Origin of the sequence: Nocardioides sp. URHA0032, assembly GCF_000620645.1 — a bacterium.
Classification (GTDB): Bacteria; Actinomycetota; Actinomycetes; order Propionibacteriales; family Nocardioidaceae; genus Nocardioides.
In genome coordinates this window covers 43143-61488 of record NZ_JIAV01000019.1, presented here as the reverse complement: position 1 = coordinate 61488, position 18346 = coordinate 43143, and the positions used below count along the sequence as shown (strand labels likewise).

At 72.2% G+C, this 18346-nt stretch carries 20 protein-coding genes; 18 read left to right on the top strand and 2 right to left on the bottom strand.

Annotated features, from left to right (window positions below; all coding sequences use genetic code 11):
• The first annotated feature begins 54 nt into the window (after positions 1-54).
• From N538_RS24545 to N538_RS0108975, 10 genes are read left to right on the top strand one after another with little or no spacing between them, the layout of a single operon-like run.
• Positions 55-597, top strand: a complete 543-nt coding sequence (locus N538_RS24545; protein ID WP_051549062.1) for a TetR/AcrR family transcriptional regulator — start codon at positions 55-57, stop codon at positions 595-597.
• Positions 594-1811, top strand: coding sequence for a cytochrome P450 (locus N538_RS0109015; protein WP_028637040.1), 1218 nt, complete (start codon positions 594-596; stop codon positions 1809-1811). Before N538_RS24545 ends, N538_RS0109015 begins: the two co-directional genes overlap by 4 nt.
• A complete protein-coding gene (locus tag N538_RS0109010; RefSeq protein ID WP_028637039.1) occupies positions 1808-2584 on the top strand; it encodes an SDR family oxidoreductase in 777 nt (258 codons plus the stop codon). The genes N538_RS0109015 and N538_RS0109010 overlap by 4 nt, the downstream gene beginning before the upstream one ends.
• Positions 2581-3927: a cytochrome P450 gene (locus N538_RS0109005; protein WP_028637038.1), complete on the top strand. Its 1347-nt coding sequence runs from the start codon at positions 2581-2583 to the stop codon at positions 3925-3927. The genes N538_RS0109010 and N538_RS0109005 overlap by 4 nt, the downstream gene beginning before the upstream one ends.
• Positions 3928-3976: 49 nt before the next feature.
• Positions 3977-4174 (top strand): ferredoxin, encoded by a 198-nt coding sequence (locus tag N538_RS0109000; RefSeq protein WP_028637037.1) that lies wholly within the window; start codon positions 3977-3979, stop codon positions 4172-4174.
• 1 nt (position 4175) lies between these two features.
• The gene (locus N538_RS24540) at positions 4176-4784 is read left to right on the top strand and encodes a hypothetical protein (RefSeq protein WP_051549060.1); all 609 of its coding nucleotides are present in this window, start codon (positions 4176-4178) and stop codon (positions 4782-4784) included.
• A complete protein-coding gene (locus N538_RS0108990) occupies positions 4781-6232 on the top strand; it encodes an aldehyde dehydrogenase (protein ID WP_028637036.1) in 1452 nt (483 codons plus the stop codon). The genes N538_RS24540 and N538_RS0108990 overlap by 4 nt, the downstream gene beginning before the upstream one ends.
• Positions 6233-6240: 8 nt before the next feature.
• Entirely contained in the window at positions 6241-6972 is a 732-nt protein-coding gene (locus tag N538_RS0108985) for an SDR family oxidoreductase (protein ID WP_028637035.1), read from the top strand.
• Positions 6969-7769: an NAD(P)-dependent oxidoreductase gene (locus N538_RS0108980; protein WP_028637034.1), complete on the top strand. Its 801-nt coding sequence runs from the start codon at positions 6969-6971 to the stop codon at positions 7767-7769. Before N538_RS0108985 ends, N538_RS0108980 begins: the two co-directional genes overlap by 4 nt.
• The gene (locus tag N538_RS0108975; RefSeq protein WP_028637033.1) at positions 7766-8164 is read left to right on the top strand and encodes a carboxymuconolactone decarboxylase family protein; all 399 of its coding nucleotides are present in this window, start codon (positions 7766-7768) and stop codon (positions 8162-8164) included. The genes N538_RS0108980 and N538_RS0108975 overlap by 4 nt, the downstream gene beginning before the upstream one ends.
• On the opposite strand, the gene N538_RS0108970 is transcribed toward N538_RS0108975, so the two are convergent.
• Both N538_RS0108970 and N538_RS24535 read right to left on the bottom strand, forming a co-directional pair.
• Positions 8153-8404 (bottom strand): hypothetical protein, encoded by a 252-nt coding sequence (locus tag N538_RS0108970; RefSeq protein ID WP_155992021.1) that lies wholly within the window; start codon positions 8402-8404, stop codon positions 8153-8155. The two genes, N538_RS0108975 and N538_RS0108970, sit on opposite strands and share 12 nt — an antisense overlap.
• 110 nt (positions 8405-8514) lie before the next feature.
• The gene (locus N538_RS24535; RefSeq protein ID WP_051549056.1) at positions 8515-9084 is read right to left on the bottom strand and encodes a TerD family protein; all 570 of its coding nucleotides are present in this window, start codon (positions 9082-9084) and stop codon (positions 8515-8517) included.
• A gap of 86 nt (positions 9085-9170) precedes the next feature.
• Here N538_RS24535 and N538_RS0108960 point away from each other — a divergent pair, with 86 nt between their 5' ends.
• Genes N538_RS0108960 through N538_RS0108925 form a run of 8 tightly spaced genes read left to right on the top strand, consistent with a single transcriptional unit; the run spans position 9171 to position 18329 of the window.
• On the top strand, positions 9171-10256 hold the full coding sequence (locus N538_RS0108960) for a phosphatase PAP2 family protein (RefSeq protein WP_028637031.1): 1086 nt from the start codon (positions 9171-9173) through the stop codon (positions 10254-10256).
• Positions 10253-12028 carry an MFS transporter gene (locus tag N538_RS24530; RefSeq protein WP_197025286.1) on the top strand — a complete coding sequence of 592 codons (1776 nt, stop codon included), beginning with the start codon at positions 10253-10255 and terminating at the stop codon, positions 12026-12028. Before N538_RS0108960 ends, N538_RS24530 begins: the two co-directional genes overlap by 4 nt.
• A 46-nt stretch (positions 12029-12074) precedes the next feature.
• A complete protein-coding gene (locus N538_RS0108950) occupies positions 12075-13532 on the top strand; it encodes a hypothetical protein (RefSeq protein ID WP_028637030.1) in 1458 nt (485 codons plus the stop codon).
• A 24-nt stretch (positions 13533-13556) separates the two neighbouring features.
• Positions 13557-14576, top strand: coding sequence for an LLM class flavin-dependent oxidoreductase (locus tag N538_RS0108945; protein ID WP_028637029.1), 1020 nt, complete (start codon positions 13557-13559; stop codon positions 14574-14576).
• Positions 14567-15130 carry a DUF4396 domain-containing protein gene (locus N538_RS24525; protein ID WP_231496177.1) on the top strand — a complete coding sequence of 188 codons (564 nt, stop codon included), beginning with the start codon at positions 14567-14569 and terminating at the stop codon, positions 15128-15130. Before N538_RS0108945 ends, N538_RS24525 begins: the two co-directional genes overlap by 10 nt.
• A 27-nt stretch (positions 15131-15157) precedes the next feature.
• A complete protein-coding gene (locus tag N538_RS0108935; RefSeq protein ID WP_028637028.1) occupies positions 15158-15370 on the top strand; it encodes a heavy-metal-associated domain-containing protein in 213 nt (70 codons plus the stop codon).
• Positions 15367-16197, top strand: a complete 831-nt coding sequence (locus N538_RS0108930) for a hypothetical protein (protein ID WP_028637027.1) — start codon at positions 15367-15369, stop codon at positions 16195-16197. Before N538_RS0108935 ends, N538_RS0108930 begins: the two co-directional genes overlap by 4 nt.
• Positions 16194-18329 (top strand): heavy metal translocating P-type ATPase, encoded by a 2136-nt coding sequence (locus tag N538_RS0108925; RefSeq protein WP_028637026.1) that lies wholly within the window; start codon positions 16194-16196, stop codon positions 18327-18329. Before N538_RS0108930 ends, N538_RS0108925 begins: the two co-directional genes overlap by 4 nt.
• Positions 18330-18346: the final 17 nt, after the last annotated feature.

Sequence of the window (18346 nt, the reverse complement as noted above, 5' to 3'; positions counted from 1 at the left end):
GTGTGCACCGGGTGGGGGATTGCAGGAAAGCGCAACACGTTCTAGTTTGGACAGGTGTCCAGTTCCACCGCCGAGCACCTGCTCGCCGCCGGCCGTGAGGAGCTGCGCGCCGTCGGCCCGGAGGCCCTGACGATCCGGACGGTGGCCCAGCGCGCGGGCGTCTCGTCGGCGACGGCGTACACCTATCTGGCGTCCAAGAACCGGCTGTACGCCGAGCTGTTCTGGCGCTTCCTCGTCGAGGACTCCGACCGCGCGCCGGAGGGGGTTGAGCCGGTCGAGCGGGTCCGCTCCGTGACGAGGAACCTCTCGCACCGGCTGGCCTCCGCGCCCGAGCTGGCCGCGGCCGTGACGCCCGCGCTCCTCGGCACCGACCCCGAGGTGGACGAGCTGCGGCTGCGGATCGGCGCCGAGCTGGTCCGGCGGTTCCGCACGGCCGTCGGCGACGGCGACCCGGCGATGGTCGAGGCACTGGTCGAGGCGCTCGGCCTGGCGTTCTCCGGCGCGCTGCTGCAGGCGGGCATGGGGCTGATGTCCTACACGGAGATGGGCGAGCGGCTGGACGCCGTCGTCGGAGTGATCATGAGGGGCAACGCATGAGCGTGGTGCAGGACAGCCCGGTCCTCGACCCGTACGACTACGGGTTCCAGGACGACCCCTATCCGGTCTACGCCTGGCTGCGCGCGAACGAGCCGCTGCACCACAACCCGGTCCTGGACCTGTGGGCGCTGACCCTGCACGCGGACATCGCGGAGGCGCTCCGCACGGAGGGCACCTACTCCAACTCCTACGGTGTCGCGATCGAGCGGAGTGCCTGGGGTCCGGAAGCCCACAAGGTGATGTCGATCCTCGGGATGGACCCGCCTCGCCAGAAGCGCCTGCGCTCGCTGGTGTCGCGCGGCTTCACCCCCCGACGCGTCCACGACCTCCTCCCACGCATCCAGGAGCTCACCGACCGCTACCTCGGCGAGTGCCTCGAGATGGGCAGCTTCGACTGGATCGCCGACTTCGCGGGGCGGCTCCCCATGGACGTCATCTCCGAGATGATGGGCGTCCCGGAGGAGGACCGCGCCGAGGTCCGTCGCCAGGCCGACGTCGTCGTGCACCGCGAGGACGGGGTGTACGACGTGCCGCCGGCCGGCGCCGAGGCCTCGCTCTGGCTGGTCGGCTACTACCTGGACATGGTCGCCGAGCGGCGGCGCAAGCCCACCGACGACCTGACCAGTGCCCTCATCGAGGCGGAGATCGACGGTGAGCGGCTGACCGACGACGACGTGATCGCCTTCCTGTTCCTCATGGTCGTCGCGGGCAACGAGACGACGACGAAGCTGCTGGGCCACGCGGCCTTCCACCTCACCCGGCACCCTGACCAGCACGACCTGGTCTTCGGCGGCGCGGGGGACACCGACCTGGTGGCGCCCTGGGTGGAGGAGACGCTGCGGTACGACACCTCCAGCCAGCTCCTCGCCCGCTACCTGCTCCGGGACGTCGAGCTCCACGGCCGGGTCGCGCCGCAGGGCGCCAAGCTGCTGCTCTGCCTGGGCTCGGCCAACCGCGACGAGGCGGTGTTCGGCCGACCGGACGAGTACGACATCACCCGCGACGCGGACGAGCTGGCCAGGATCCTCTCCTTCGGCGGCGGCCGGCACTTCTGCCTGGGCGCCAACCTCGCCCGTCTCGAGGCCCGGGTGGCCCTGACCGCGCTCGTCGAGCGAGCCGGATCCATCGAGGTCGACCACGAAGCCTGTCGCCGCGTGCACTCGGTCAACGTCCGCGGGTTCGCGGTCGCGCCCATGACGGTGGTGCCGCGATGAGCAGGTACGAGCAGCCCTCCCGCCGGCCGGCGGTCGTCACCGGCGCCTCCTCGGGGATCGGCGCCGCGACCGCGCTCGCTCTCGCGGCGGCCGGCTTCCCGGTCGCGCTCGGCGCCCGGCGTACCGACCGCTGCGAGGACGTCGTGGCGCAGGTCCGCGAGGCCGGAGGCGAGGCCGTCGTGCACGCGCTCGACCTCACCGACGAGACCTCGGTGGGGACGTTCGCCGAGAAGGTCGTCGCCGACCTGGGCGAGATCGAGGTCGTGGTCTCGAACGCCGGCGCGGTCGCGCCCGGCACCGTCCACGAGGTCGACAGCGAGCGGTTCGCGCGGGAGCTGGACCTCAACATCGTCGGCGCCCACCGACTGGTCCGAGCCTTCGTCCCCGGCATGGTCGAGCGCCGCCGCGGCGACGTCGTCTTCATCTCCTCCGACGTCGCCGTGCGGGCGCGGCCCTTCATGTCGTCGTACGCCGCCGGCAAGTGGGGGCTCGAGGGCCTGGCGCACGCGATGCAGATGGAGCTCGAGGGCACCGGCGTCCGCGCGTCGATCGTCCGACCCGGCCCGACGTGGAGCGAGATGGGCTCCGACTGGGACGTGGACGAGGCGGCGTTCGTGCTCAACCAGTGGGTGCGGTTCGGGCAGGCCCGGCACCCCCACTTCCTCAAGCCCGCGGCGATCGCCGATGCGATCACCACCGTCGTCAGCGCGCCGCGTGGCGTGCACCTCAGCCTCATCGAGGTGAACCCCGAGGCCCCCCTGGAGGACCGATGACCGAGCAGATCCGCGAAGTCTCCTATGCCGGCCCCGACGAGGACCCCGCGCACGACTGGGGCCACCTCGCCGAGATGCGCGTCGACCCGATCGGCCTCTTCCAGCGGGTGTACGACGAGTGCGGCGACATCGGCCGCTTCCGGCTGGCCGGCAAGGACGTCGTCCTCGTCTACGGCGCCGACGCCCAGGAGCAGTTCTTCCGGGCTCCGGAGTCGACGCTCGACCAAGCGGCGGCGTACCCCTTCATGACGCCGATCTTCGGCAAGGGCGTTGTCTTCGACGCCTCGCCGGAGGAGCGCCAGCAGATGCTGAAGAACCAGGCGCTGCGCGGCGACCTGATGCGCGGGCACGCCTCGACGATCGAGGCCGAGATCCGCCGGATGGTCGCGGACTGGGGCGACGAGGGCGAGATCGACCTGCTCGACTGGTTCGCCGAGCTGACGATCTACACGACCTCCGCCTGCCTGATCGGGAAGCCGTTCCGCGAGGAGCTCGACTCGTCGTTCGCCCGGCACTACCACGAGCTCGAGCGGGGCACCGACGCGATCGCGTACGTCGACCCGTACGCCGACATCGAGTCGTTCCGGATCCGCGACGCGGCCCGGGAGAAGCTGGTCGGCCTGGTGCAGGGGATCATCGAGCGCCGCCAGCAGCGGGGACCCGTCGCGCGCGAGGACCGCGACCTGCTCGACGTGCTGATCTCCATCGACATGACCGCCGACTACATCACCGGCATCTTCATCTCGATGATGTTCGCCGGCCACCACACCTCGTCGGGCACGGCGTCGTGGGCGCTGATCGAGCTGATGCGGAACCCGGACGTGATGAAGGACGTCGTCGCCGAGCTCGACGACCTGTACGCGGACGGATCGGAGGTCTCGTTCCAGGCGCTGCGCTCCATCCCGCGGCTGGAGGCGGCGCTCAAGGAGACGCTGCGCCTCCACCCGCCGCTGATCATCCTGATGCGCGTCGTGCAGGAGGAGATCGAGCTGGCGGGCCACCGGGTCCAGCCCGGCACGGTCGTCGCCGCGTCGCCGCGCGTGTCGAACCGGATCGCCGAGGACTTCCCGGAACCCGACCTGTTCGACCCCGGCCGGTACCTCGACCCGCGCCAGGAGGACCTCCAGAACCGCTGGACGTGGATCCCGTTCGGCGCCGGCAAGCACCGCTGCGTCGGAAATGCGTTCGCGATGATGCAGATGAAGGCGATCTTCTCGGTGATCCTGCGCGACTACGAGTTCGAGATGGCGCAGCCCCCGGAGACCTACCGCGACGACGTCTCGAAGATGGTGATCCAGCTCGCGCAGCCGTGCCGGGTCCGCTACCGGAGGCGGCAGACATGATGTCTCGGTACGCGCGCGGGCGCCCGCTACTCGACAACCGGGGGACGCGGTGCGCGTGAGCGCCGACCTCGGCCTCTGCCAGGGGCACCAGATGTGCCAGGGCGAGGCGCCCGACGTCTTCGGCTTCGACGACGCCACCGACCGGGTGGTCGTGCTCGACGAGCACCCCGACGAGTCCCGGCGGCGCGACGTGAAGGCCGCCGTCCAGTACTGCCCAGCGATGGCGCTGGCCCTCGAGGAGGAATGACGTGACTGCACCGACCCGCGCCGAGATCGAGGCGTTCTGGGAGACCTGGCTCGACATCAACCGGCAGGCCGAGCAGTCGGGGGACTGGCGGCCGATGGCGGACTGGTACGCCGAGGACGCGACGTACGGCTGGATGCTGACGCCCGACGAGCACTTCATGGCGGTGGGGCGCGACCAGATCCGGGACTGGGCCATCGGCATCGAGATGGACGGGTTCGACGGCTGGCACTACGACTACCAGGCGACGGTCATCGACGAGAAGAACGGCATGGTCGTCGGCTTCTGGAAGCAGCGCGCCGGCATCGTCGACGACGCAACCGGTCGCGAGTTCGAGATCCCCGGCCTCGGGGGCTCCTGGTTCGGCGTCGAGCGGCAGGCCGACGGCGAGCTGAGGTTCGCCTGGCAGCGGGACTGGTTCGACTTCGGCGCGATGGCCCACACCATGGGTCGCGTCGTGAAGTCGGGCAAGGCGCCGGACACGCTGATGGAGCGGCTGAAGGTCTTCGGCCTCGAGGTGCCGGGCCACTACCGCCCCGAGGACCTGCCCTCGACCGTGTGGCCGCCGCCGGTCGAGCGCGGCGAGCACCTCACCCAGGAGCCTGCGCAGTGACACTTCCTCCCGCTGCTCAGCAGCTCATCGACGGCAAGCTGGTGGGTGCGGCCACGTCGTACCCGATCCTCAACCCCGCCACGGGCCAGGAGATCGGCGTGGCGCCGGACGGCACGGCGGCCGACGTCGACGCCGCGATCGCCGCCGCCCGGCGGGCGTTCGACGAGACCGACTGGTCGACGGACGTCGGGCTGCGCGTGCGCTGCCTGCGCCAGCTGCACGCCGCCCTGCTCGAGGAGGCGGACGTGTTCAAGGAGCTGACCACCGTCGAAGTAGGCATGCCCGGCTTCATGATGGGCGCGGCCGGGTTCGACGTGCCCGTCGAGGGGCTCACGTGGGTCACGGACCTGCTGGAGAACTACGAGTTCGAGACCGATCTCGGCATCGCGAGGCCGATGGGCATCCCGTCGCGGCGGACGGTGCGTCGCGAGCCCGTGGGTGTGGTCGCGGCGATCACGCCGTGGAACGTGCCGACCCAGATCAACCTGGCGAAGGTCGGCCCGGCGCTGGCGGCCGGCTGCACGGTCGTGCTCAAGCCCGCGCCGGACACCCCGTGGGTCGGCTGCGAGCTCGGCCGGCTGGTCGCCGAGCACACCGACATCCCGCCCGGCGTGCTCAACGTGGTCACCCCGCGCGCGAACGAGGTCGCCGCGCAGCTCACCACCGATCCGCGCGTCGACATGGTCTCGTTCACCGGCTCGACCGCGACCGGCAGGGCGATCATGGCCGCGGCCGCGCCGACGCTGAAGAAGGTGTTCCTCGAGCTCGGCGGCAAGTCCGCGGCGATCGTGCTCGACGACGCCGACATCGCGTCCGCCGCCGGGGCCACGGCGTTCACGGCGTGCATCCACGCCGGCCAGGGCTGCGCGATCACCACGCGCCTCGTCGTACCCCGCGAGAGGTACGACGAGGCCGTGCGGGTCGCCGCCGCGACCATGGAGTCGATCGGCGCGAAGGACCCGGCCGACCCGGCCGCGATCTGCGGCCCGGTGATCTCCCGGGCGCAGCGCGACCGGGTCGAGGAGTACCTCCGGCTCGCCGAGGAGGACGGCGGCAGGTTCGCCACCGGCGGCCACGTGATGGACCGGGACGGCTACTGGATCGAGCCGACGGTCGTGGCCGGCCTGGACAACTCCAGCCGCCTGGCGCAGGAGGAGATCTTCGGTCCGGTGCTGGTCGTCATCCCGCACGACGGCGACGACGACGCGGTGCGGATCGCCAACGACTCGGCGTACGGCCTCTCCGGCTCGGTCGAGTCCGGCGACCTGGCGCGGGCGAAGGCGGTGGCGGCGCGGATCCGCACGGGCACGGTCGCGGTCAACGGCGGCGTGTGGTTCAGCCCGGACGCGCCGTTCGGTGGCTACAAGCAGTCCGGCATCGGCCGGGAGATGGGTGTCGCGGGCTTCGAGGAGTACCTGGAGACCAAGACCGTCGCAGAGCCGGCATGAGGAGCGAGATGCGTTTCCAGGACAAGGTCGTCGTCGTCACGGGCGCGGCGCAGGGCATCGGCGAGGCCTATGCGCGTGCGCTGGCGGCCGAGGGCGCGTCGGTCGTCGTGGCCGACCTCAACGCCGAGGCGGGGGAGCAGGTGGCCGGGGACATCGGCGGCCTGTTCGTGCGCACCGACGTGTCCTCGCACGAGTCGGCCGCGGCGCTCGTCGAGGCGACCGTCGACCGCTACGGCGGCATCGACGGGTTGGTCAACAACGCGGCGATCTACGGCGAGATGCAGTTCGACCTGCTCATCTCGGTCGACTGGGACTACTACCGCAGGTTCATGTCGGTGAACATGGACGGCGCGCTGGTGATGACCCGGGCGGTCCACCCCGAGCTGCAGAAGCGCGGGGGCGGCTCGATCGTCAACCAGTCGAGCACCGCGGCGTACCTCTACTCCGGCTTCTACGGCCTCGCCAAGGTCGGCGTGAACGGGCTGACCCAGCAGCTCGCGCACGAGCTCGGTGGGATGCGGATCCGTGGCAACGCGATCGCGCCCGGCCCGACCGACACCGCCGCCACCCGCACGCAGGCCGGCGACGCCGCCAAGGAGCTGGTGAAGGGTCTCGCGCTCAAGCGGATGGGCCAGCCGGAGGACATGGTCGGCGCCTGCCTGTTCCTGCTCTCCGACGAGTCCTCGTGGGTGACCGGGCAGATCATCGCCGTCGACGGCGGACAGACGTTCCGGCCATGAGGGTCGGGTTCGTCGGGCTGGGCAACATCGGGAGGCCGATGGCGCTGCGCCTCGCGGCGGCGGACGGCATCGACCTCACGGTGTACGACGTGGTGGCGGAGCCGGTCGCGGAGCTGCTCGCCGCGGGGGCGACGGCGGCCTGGAGCGTCGAGGACATCGACGCCGACGTCGTCTGCGTCATGGTGCGCGACGACGACCAGGTCCGCGCGGTCGCCGGTGCCGTCGGTCCCGGCACGGTGCTGGTCATCCACTCCACCGTCGGGCCGGGCACCCCGGCGGAGCTCGAGGCGCAGGGACTGACCGTGCTCGACGCCCCGGTCAGCGGCGGGCCGATGGGTGCCGCCGACGGCTCGCTGGCGATCATGGTGGGCGGGTCCGACGAGGCGTTCTCCGCCGCCCGGCCCGCCCTGGAGGCGATGGGCTCGAAGGTGGTGCACGCCGGGTCGCTCGGCGCCGGCACCCGGATGAAGCTGGCCCGGAACCTGATCCACTTCGTCGCGTTCACCGCCGTCACCGAGGCCCAGCGGCTCGCCGAGGCCGCCGGCCTCGACCTGGTGGCGCTGGGCGAGGTGGTGCGGCACACCGACGCGATCACCGGCGGCCCCGGCGCGATCATGTACCGCGACACCACGGCGCCGATCGCCCCGGACGACTTCTGGTACGACGTGTTCGGGCACGTGCAAGCGCTGGGGGAGAAGGACCTGGCGTTCGCGATCGCGCTCGCCGACGAGCTGGGCGTCGACGTACCTCTGGCACGCGAGGCACTGCCGCGCCTCGGGAAGGGACTGGGACTGTGAGCGATCCAGGGAAGGGCAGGTTCGACGAGCTCCCGGAGGTCCGCCGCCGCGGCCTCGAGCGGATGGAGGAGGTGTACGGCTTCGAGATGACCGACGGCGCCGGCGACTTCTTCCGCTACACCGCGGACCACCTCTTCGCCGACATCTGGAACCGGCCCGGGCTCACCGACCGGGACCGCCGGCTGCTGCTGATCGGGCTGCTCACCGGGTCGAACCAGCACGACGTACTGACCATCCAGATCCCCGCGGCGTACGCCGCCGGCGAGCTCGACGAGCAGCAGCTCCGGGAGATCGTGATCCTGCTCTGCCACTACGCCGGCTGGCCCAGCGGCTCGCGGGTCAACCAGGTCGTCGAGGAGACGATCGCCCAGGCGCAGCGCCGGTCAGGACAGTGACAGCCCCACCACGAGGACCGGGATGCCGACCAGGGCCACGTTGGAGACCAGGTCGTAGCTGATCCGGTCGTGCCACACGCAGCACGCGGTCCCGGCTCCGACGAGCACGGCGGTCGTGAACCCGATCGCGCCGCCCAGGACGTTCGCGGTGGTCGCCCACACGAGCAGCGTGCCGATGACCACGACCACGAGCACGAAGCTGGTCCGGTCCGCCATGGGGTCGGGGGACGGGGACGCCATACCTCCGAAGTACCCCTCCCCGCCCGCATGATGCACCCCCACCCCCACGTCGAAGCGGGAGTTCTGACTCAACGTCGCGGGGGCGCCCCGTTCCTTCCCCGCGCGAGCGGTCAGAGGAACGGCCGCAGCTTCGCCGTCGACTCGGAGGGCACCTTGACCGCGATGCCCCGGCCGATGGTGACGAGCTTCCAGCCGGACCCGTCGCGGACCAGCTTGGCCATCGCCAGCCCGGTCTCCGGCACCCCGTTGGTGATCGTGAACCGGGCCAGCTCCACGTCGCGCTCCTCGTCCACGATCCGGCAGTAGGCACGGTGGATCCACTCCAGGGTGTGGCCCTGGTAGCTGCTCACCATGAAGAACACGGTGTCGACCGGGCCGTGCACGCGGGGGAGGTCGACGGTGATCGCCTCGTCGTCGCCCTCGCCGCGGCCGGTCTGGTTGTCTCCGAGGTGCACGACCGACCCGTCCCGCGTCGTCAGGTTGTTGTAGAACGCCAGGTCGAACAGCTGGTCTCCGGCGAACTGGACCGCCGAGGCGTCCAGATCGATGTCCGGCAGCCCGCTGCCGGCCGCACCGGCGGTCCGGGACTTGTCCCATCCCAGGCCCATCCGGATCCGGGTGACGGGCGCGCCGTCCTCGGTCGCGAGGGCCAGCTCCTGGTCGCGGGTCAGCTCGATCACGGCTTCGAACCTACCGCCATCGCTGATGCGGGGTCGGCCGGTTGGTAACGGTAAAGTCACAGCGTGGCAATGGCAGGTCGGGCGGCATGAGCGCGGACGAGCAGGTCCGCCCCTTCCCGGAGCGGCAGGATCGGACGGGCGTACGGCGTACCCCCTCCGATGAGCTGTCGCGCCGCGATGCCGTGCGGCTCACCGTCGTGCTGTGGTCGATCGCGGCGGTCTTCGCCCTGATCACGTTCGCCCGGTCCCAGCAGGTCGACATCCCGTTGCGCGACCCGGACGGCCGGATGTTCAGCGGCCGCCTCCAGAGCGCGTTCCTCCTCGGGCTGGCGCTGGTCGCGGCCGACGCCGTCGTCCGCACGCTGTGGCGCGACCGTACGGCCCGGGGCTTCTTCCCGGGGGCGCTGCGCACCCTGCGCGAGCGGTGGACCCTGCGGCGTACGGCGCTCGCGGTCTCGGGGCTGGTCGGCTACCACGTCGTGTACGTCTGCTACCGCAACCTGAAGAGCTGGGACGCGTTCAACACCGACCGCGACCGGCAGCTGCTCGACTTCGACCGCACGCTCTTCCTCGGGCACAGCCCCGCCGAGCTGCTGCACTCCCTCCTCGGCACCGGCGGCGCCGCCAGCGTGCTCGCGTCCTGCTACGAGTCGTTCGTGTACGTCGTGGTCGCGGCGGTCGTCGGCTCCGTCGCGCTGCTGCCCCGGGTCAAGGACTTCTACGTGATGCTGTTCGCCGGTGTCTGGGTCTGGATCCTCGGCGTCGCGTCGTACTACCTGGTGCCGAGCCTCGGCCCGTTCGCCTCGGCGCCCCAAGAGTTCGTGAAGCTGCGCGCGACCGGCGTCACCGCGTCGCAGGCCGAGTACCTCGTCGACCGTGCACACCTGCTCGCCAGCCCGGGCTCGCCGGACGCGTTCGCGAGCATCTCGGCGTTCGCCAGCCTGCACACCGCGTTCACGTGCGTGATCCTGCTGGTCGCGCTGTACCTGCGGATGCGCCTGCTGAGCATCGTGATGGCCGTCTACCTCGTCCTCGTGATGGTCGCGACGATCTACTTCGGCATGCACTTCGTCATCGACGACGTGGCCGGGGTGGTGATCGCCCTCGCCGCGGTGACCTTCGCCCGCCTGACCGTCCACTGGCCACGGTTGGACTTCCGGGACGAGGGATGACGCTCGTCGACCGTCCCGCGATGGTGGTGCCTGACCGGGCCAGGTCGATACCACCGGTGCTGGCCGCGGTGCTCGTGGCGGGGGTGCTGCACCTGCTCTGGTGGCAGTTCGTCGCCACGTCCGGCGGCGACATCGCGGCGCAGGACGCGTGGGCCGAGTTCGCCCGCCTGCATCCGGGCAGCGCCTACAACCTCGGCTGGTACGGCGGCATGCACCCGGTCTCGTACAGCGTGGTGTCGCCGTACATCATGGCGGCGATCGGCGTACGCCCGACGATGATGCTGGCGGGCACGCTCTCTGCGGGCCTGCTGGCCTGGCTGGCCGTCGGTCACCGGGAGGGGCCCGGGCGCTGGCAGGTCGCCCTGTACGGCGCGGTCGCGCTCGCCGGCAATGCCGTCTCGGGCCGCGTGACCTTCGCGCTCGGCACGCTGTTCGCGCTGGCCGCGCTCTGCGTCGTGTTCGCCTGGCCGGTGCGGTCCGGCAGCCGCGTCGAGCAGGTCGTGCGGGGCGTCCTGGCCGTGCTGGCCAGCGCGCTCGCGACCGCGTCCAGCCCCGTGGCCGGGGCGTTCCTCGGACTCGTCGCGGTCGCGCTGTGGGTGCGTCACCGCCGGTCCGCGGCGTACGCCCTCGGCATCCCGCCGATCCTCGTCGTCGCGTTGTCCGCGGCGCTGTTCCCGTTCTCGGGCCGGCAGCCGATGGCGTGGTACTCCATGATCCTGCCGGTCGCGATCGGCGTCGCGGTGGTGATCCTGACCCCGCGGAGCTGGCGGCTGGTGCGGGCCGGCGCCGTCCTCTACGTGCTCTCCGTGATCGGTGCGTGGTTGATCCCGTCGCCGGTCGGCACCAACGTCTCGCGGCTCGGGCTGCTGTTCGGCGGCGTGGTGCTCGTCGCGACCATCGCCATCGGTCCTTGGCGGACCTCGATCATCGGACGACGGTACGGCGCCCGCGCCGCTGCCGTGCTCCTCGCGATGGGGCTGATCACCTCGACCATCTGGCAGGTCGCCTACGCCGTGCGGGACGCGGTCGGCTCGACGCCGCCCGCTTCGTTCACCTCCGACATCGACCCGCTGCTGCGCCAGCTCGAGGCGCGCCAGGCGGACCTCGGCCGGGTCGAGGTGGTCCCGACCAAGAGCCACCGCGAGGCCGCGGCGATCGCCCCGCACGTCCCGCTCGCCCGTGGCTGGAACCGGCAGGCCGACGCGGACCGGAACCCGGTCTTCTACCGCGAGCACGAGCTCCGCCCCGACGCCTACGAGCGCTGGCTGCGCCGCTGGGCGGTCCGCTTCGTGGTGCTCTCGACGGCCGCCGAGCCCGACCCGGCCGCCGCCGACGAGGCCCGGCTGGTCGCCGGTGGGCTTCCGTACCTGGACCGGGTCTGGTCCGACGACCAGTGGGCGCTCTACGAGGTCCGGCACCCCACGCCCCTGGTCTCGCCGCCGGCGAAGGTGGTCGCGTACGACGCCGCCGAGCTCACCATCACCACGCCGGTGGCCGGTCGCATCGTGATCCGGATCGCCGACTCGCCCTGGCTCAGCCTGGTCGACGCCGACGGGAACCCGCTTCCGGACCCGGACGTCACCGACGGGGCCCAGGCGCTCGGCGCCGGCGGTCCGGCCTGCCTGACCCACCTCGACGCCGAGCACCCGGACGACGGGACCGCGGGGCCACGCGACGACTGGCTGGTGCTGCACGCGCCCGCGGCGGGGACGTACCGGATCGCGGCGCCGTACAAGCTCCCCCGCGGCACGTCCTGCCCGTCCTTCCCGTAAGCCGCGCTTCATCGTCCTTTCAGGTGCCGCGACTAGCGTCGATCGTGTGCTGGACGCCGCACGGAAGTCGTCGCACCTCGGGGCCGGGCGCGCAGTCGCCGTCGGGGCGCTCGCTGCTGGTGTGGCCGCGGCCTGGCTGCCGTTCCTGACGCTGCCGCTGAGCCCCGACGAGGGCGGCTTCCTCATGGTCGCCGGGCAGTGGGCTCCCGGCTCCTCCCTGTACGGCGACTACTGGGTGGACCGGCCGCCGCTGCTGATCACGCTCTTCCAGATCGCCGACCTCGCCGGCGGAGCCGTGCCGCTGCGCCTCCTCGGGATCGTGGCTGCCGTGGCGTCGGTGCTGCTCGCCGCGTCGCTCGGCCGCCTGCTCGCACCGGGACAGCGGAGTGCGCCGGTTGCGGCGGCGGCCACCGCTGCGGTGTTCCTCGCGACGCCGTTCTTCGGCACCACCGAGGTCGACGGCGAGCTGCTCGCCGTCCCGTTCGTGCTCGCCGGACTGGTCGCGCTCGTCCGCGGCTGGTGGTGGCCGGCCGGCGTCCTGGCCGTCGCCGCCGCGGCCGTGAAGCAGAGCGAGGCCGACGTGGTCGTCGCAGCGCTCGTCGTCGCGGCGCAGCTGCTCTGGCAGCGGCGGCCCGCGGACTGCCTGCGCGCCGTTGCTGCGTTCTCGGCCGGCGCCGTCTCCGCCCTGGCCCTGGTGCTCTGGTGGGCCGCGGTCCACGGCACCGACCCGGCCGGCCTCTGGGACGCCGTGGTGACCTTCCGCGGCCAGGCCGCGGAGGTGATCTCCTCCTCGGCGTCCGAGGCGACCGACCAGCGTGCGCACGGCGTGGCCACGTCGTTCGTGGTCAGCGGCGCCGCCGGCCTGCTCCTGGTGGCGCTCGTGCCCGGGCGCCGTCGGCACCGTCCGGCCACGGCCGCGCCGGTCGACGTACGCCTCCTGGCCGGGGCCGTGCTGGCGTGGGAGGCCATGGTCGTGCTGGCCGGCGGGAGCTACTGGCTGCACTACCTGCTCGCGACCGTGCCCGGCCTGGTCCTCCTGGTGATCGCGACGGTGCGCTACCGCCCGCAGCGGTGGCGCTGGACCGCCGCCGTCCTCGGGTACGCCGGCGTCACAGCCGCCGCGGCCGTTGTGGCCCTCGCCGTGACCGGCCCCAGGTCGTCGAGCGACGTCGCGGTCGAGCAGTACCTGAGCGGGCACGAGCAGCCCGGCGACACCGGCGTGGTCGCGTTCGGGGACCCGGCCATCCTGCAGGGCGCCGGCCTGAGCAGCCCGTACCCGCTGCTGTGGAGCCTGCCGGTCCGGGTGCGCGACCCGCAGCTCACGCAGCTCGCCCGCGTCCTGGCCGGCCCCGACCGGCCGACCTGGGTCGTGGTGGACGGCGCGACCCTCGCCACCTGGGGTGTCGACGAGGCGGCCGCCCAGCCCGTCCTCGACCGCCGCTACGAGCTGCGCACGGTCGTCGGCGACTGGCACGTCTTCCACCTCGATCCGGGGCATGATTGACCCTTCAACCGCGTTGGGGGAGACATGAAGAAGATCGGGTTCCTCTCGTTCGGGCACTGGACGCCCTCGCCGCAGTCGCAGACCCGGACCGCGTCAGATGCGCTGCTCCAGTCGATCGACCTCGCCGTCGCGGCCGAGGAGATCGGCGTCGACGGCGCGTACTACCGCGTCCACCACTTCGCCCGGCAGCTCGCCTCGCCGTTCCCGCTGCTCGCGGCGGTCGGCGCCCGCACCAGCCGGATCGAGATCGGCACGGGCGTGATCGACATGCGCTACGAGAACCCGCTCTACATGGCCGAGGACGCCGGCGCGGCCGACCTGATCGCGGGCGGCCGACTCCAGCTGGGCATCAGCCGCGGCTCACCGGAGCAGGTGGTCGACGGGTTCCGCTACTTCGGCTACGAGCCGGCCGAGGGTGAGGACCACGGCCAGATGGCACGCGAGCACGCGCGGGTCTTCCTCGAGGTGATCCAGGGCGAGGGCTTCGCCCAGCCCAACCCGCGGCCGATGTTCCCCAACCCGCCCGGCCTGCTCCCGATCGAGCCGTACTCCGAGGGCCTCCGCGACCGGATCTGGTGGGGTGCCGGCACCCGCGCCACGGCGGAGTGGACGGCCGAGCAGGGCCTGAACCTGATGAGCTCGACCTTGCTCACCGAGGACACCGGCGTCCCGTTCCACCAGCTCCAGGCCGAGCAGATCCAGCGCTTCCGCGACGCGTGGCAGGCCGCCGGACACGAGCGTGAGCCGCGGGTGTCGGTCAGCCGCAGCATCTTCCCGGTCGTCAGCGACACGGACCGTGCCTACTTCGGCGGCGAGTCGCGCAGCCAGGACCAGGTCGGCCACATCGATGGCGGCATCGCGCGCTTCGGCAAGACGTACGCCGGCGAGCCCGACCAGCTGGTCAAGGACCTCGCGGAGGACGAGGCGGTCGCCGCCGCGGACACGCTGCTGCTGACGATCCCCAACCAGCTCGGCGTGGACTACAACGTCCATGTGCTCGACAGCGTGCTGCGCCACCTCGCCCCGGAGCTCGGGTGGCGGTGACGCTCGACCGGATGGCGGTCAGTGCGACGCTGCACTGCCTGACCGGCTGCGCCATCGGTGAGATCGTCGGCATGCTCGTCGGCACCGCCGCCGGGCTGGCGAACGGCGCCACCGTGGCGATCTCGATCGTGCTGGCCTTCTGCTTCGGCTACTCGCTGTCGACGCTGCCGTTGCTGCGCAGCGGGATGCCGGTCGGCGCTGCGCTCCGGCTGGTGCTCGCCGCCGACACGCTCTCGATCCTCACGATGGAGGTGGTCGACAACCTCGTCATGCTGGTCATCCCGGGCGCGATCGACGCCGGGCTCGTCAACGTCGTGTTCTGGGTGAGCCTGATGATCTCGCTGGTCGTCGCGTTCGCCGCGGCGTACCCGGTCAACAGCGCCCTGCTGCGGCGGGGGAAGGGGCACGCGCTGACCCACGAGCACCACCACGACCACGGTGGGTCACCGGCGCGGCCGTGGGTACCGTCGATCCCGACCGGCTCGCTGGTCGCGGTGATCGTCGCGTTCCTGCTCGGCGGCCTGGTGGTGGCGGTCGCCGAGGCCTTGTCCTAGATACCCTAGGGGGGTATGGTACGAACCATGTCCGACCTCCACACCGCTTCCTACACCGTCACCGGCATGACCTGCGCCCACTGCGTCGCGTCCGTCACCGAGGAGGTGCGCGAGATCCCCGGCGTCACCGACGTCAGCGTGGACCTGGCCAGCGGGGCGCTGGCGATCACGAGCAGCCGGCCGATCGACGACGGCGCCGTGCGCGCTGCTGTCGACGAGGCCGGTTACCAGCTGGCATGAACGCCGCGCTGAAGGTCTCGGGCTTCGCCGCCGGCCTGGCCGTCGTGCTGGGTGTCGCCTGGGCTGCGGGCGCCGCCGTCGGACCCGTCGTCGACGAGCCGGAGCCGATGGTCCACGGCGCGGACGGGAGTCACGGGTCCGGGGAGCACCTGCCCGGCGGGCTCGCGGTCGCGCAGGACGGCTATCGACTGGTCCTCGCCGAGGAGGTGCTGGCGCCCGGCACGCGCCGGCTCACGTTCTCCGTCCTCGGCCCCGACGGACTGCCGGTCACGGCGTACGACGTCGAGCACGAGAAGCAGCTGCACCTCATCCTCGTGCGCCGTGACTTCGAGGGCTACCAGCACCTCCACCCCGTCCTCGACGAGGAGACGGGCGAGTGGACGACCGACGCGCGCCTGACACCGGGCGGCTGGCGGGTGCTCGCGGACTTCGTGCCGAGAGGCGGGGAGGACCTGACCCTCGGCAGTGACCTGCTGGTGCCGGGCAACGTCGACGCGCCGCCCGCGCTCCCGGTCACGCGCACCGACACCGTGGACGGCTACACCGTGACCGTCGACGGTGACCTCGTCGCAGGCGAGCACTCGATGCTCACGATGGCGGTCTCGCAGGACGGGCGGCCGGTCACGGACCTGCAGCCCTACCTCGGTGCCGCGGGCCACCTGGTGGCGCTGCGCGAGGGCGACCTGGCCTACCTCCACGTCCACCCCGGGGCCGACGGCCTGGAGTTCGGCGCGGAGGTCCCCAGTCCCGGGCGCTACCACCTGTACCTCGACTTCAAGGTCGGCGGCGTGGTGCGGACGGCGCAGTTCCTCCTGGCGGCGTCATGAGCGGCGAGACCGAGCTGCTGCTCACGGGCATGACGTGCGCGTCGTGCGCGAACCGGATCGAGCGCAAGCTCAACAGGGTCGAGGGAGTCAGCGCGACCGTCAACTACGCGACCGAGAAGGCGAAGGTCAGGTTCGAGGGGCCGGTCAGCACCGACGACCTGATCGCCGCGGTCGAGGCCGCCGGGTACGGCGCCCGGCTGCCCGCGACCGGCCCTCCGGAGGCGGCGGAGGACGAGGACCCCGAGGTCCGCTCACTGCGCCAGCGGCTGCTGGTCTCCGCCGTGCTGTCGGTGCCGGTCGTCGTCCTGGCGATGGTCCCCGCGTGGCAGTTCACGTACTGGCAGTGGGCCTCGCTGACGCTGGCCGCACCGGTCGTGGTCTGGGGCGCGTACCCCTTCCACCGGGCAGCCTGGACCAACTTCCGGCACGCCACCTCGACGATGGACACGCTGGTGTCGATGGGCGTGCTCGCGGCCTTCGGCTGGTCGCTCTACGCCCTGTTCCTCGGGGATGCCGGGCAGCCCGGGATGACGCATGCGTTCGAGCTGACCATCGAGCGGACCAGCGGCGCCGGCAACATCTACCTCGAGGCCGCGGCGGGCGTCACGACGTTCATCCTGGCCGGCCGCTTCTTCGAGGCCCGATCGAAGCGCAGGGCCGGCGCCGCCCTGCGCGCGCTGCTGGACCTCGGGGCTCGCGACGTGGCCGTGCTGAGCGACGGCGTCGAGCGCCGGATGCCCGTCGACCAGCTCGCGGTCGGCGACCTGTTCGTCGTCCGGCCCGGTGAGAAGGTCGCGACCGACGGGGTCGTCGAGGACGGGTCGTCGGCGGTCGACGCCTCGATGCTGACCGGCGAGTCGGTGCCGGTCGAGGTCGGCCCGGGCGACACCGTGGCCGGCGCGACCGTGAACGCCGGCGGCCGCCTGGTCGTCCGCGCCACCCGGGTGGGGGCCGAGACCCAGCTCGCCCAGATGGCGCGGCTGGTCGAGGAGGCCCAGAACGGCAAGGCCTCCGCACAGCGCCTGGCCGACCGGATCTCCGGCGTCTTCGTGCCGATCGTGATCGCGCTGGCCGTCGGCACGCTCGGCTTCTGGCTCGGCACCGGCGCCGGTCCGTCGGCGGCCTTCACCGCCGCCGTCGCGATGCTGATCATCGCCTGCCCGTGCGCCCTCGGCCTGGCCACGCCGACGGCGCTCATGGTCGGCACCGGGCGGGGTGCGCAGCTCGGCATCCTGATCAAGGGTCCCGAGGTGCTCGAGCAGACCCGCCGGGTGGACACGATCGTGCTCGACAAGACCGGCACGGTCACCACCGGCCGGATGTCGCTGGTCGACGTGGTCGTCGCCGAGGGCGAGGACCAGGACACGGTGCTGCGACTGGCGGGCGCCGTCGAGGACGCGTCCGAGCACCCGATCGGCCGCGCGGTCGCGGCCGCGGCGCGCGAGCGGTACGGCGACCTGCCGGCCGTCACTGGATTCCACGCCACCGCCGGCCACGGGGTCGAGGGCACGGTCGACGGGCACGCCGTGGGCGTCGGACGCTCGCCCGATGGTGTGCAGGTGGAGTGGGACGGCGTCGTCCGCGGCTGGTTGCGTGTCGCCGACTCGGTCAAGCCCACCTCCGCCGAGGCGGTCCGGATGCTCCGGGACCTCGGGCTGCGTCCGATCCTGCTGACCGGCGACCACGCCACCGTGGCGCGCGCCGTGGCCGACGAGGTCGGCATCGACGAGGTGGTCGCCGACGTGCTGCCTGCCGACAAGGTCGCGGTCGTGAAACGGCTGCAGGCCGAGGGCCGCGCGGTCGCCATGGTCGGTGACGGGGTGAACGACGCGGCCGCGCTCGCGCAGGCCGACCTCGGGATCGCCATGGGCACGGGCACCGACGTGGCGATCGAGGCCAGCGACCTGACGCTCGTGCGTGGTGACCTGCGGGTCGCGGCGGCCGCGATCCGGCTGTCCCGACGCACCCTGCGGACCATCCAGGGCAACCTGGTCTGGGCGTTCGGGTACAACGTCGCCGCGCTGCCGCTGGCCGCGGCAGGCCTGCTCAACCCGATGATCGCGGGCGCCGCGATGGCGTTCTCCTCGGTGTTCGTGGTCGCCAACAGCCTGCGGCTGAGGAGCTTTCGCTAGCTTCATGGTTCTTTCAC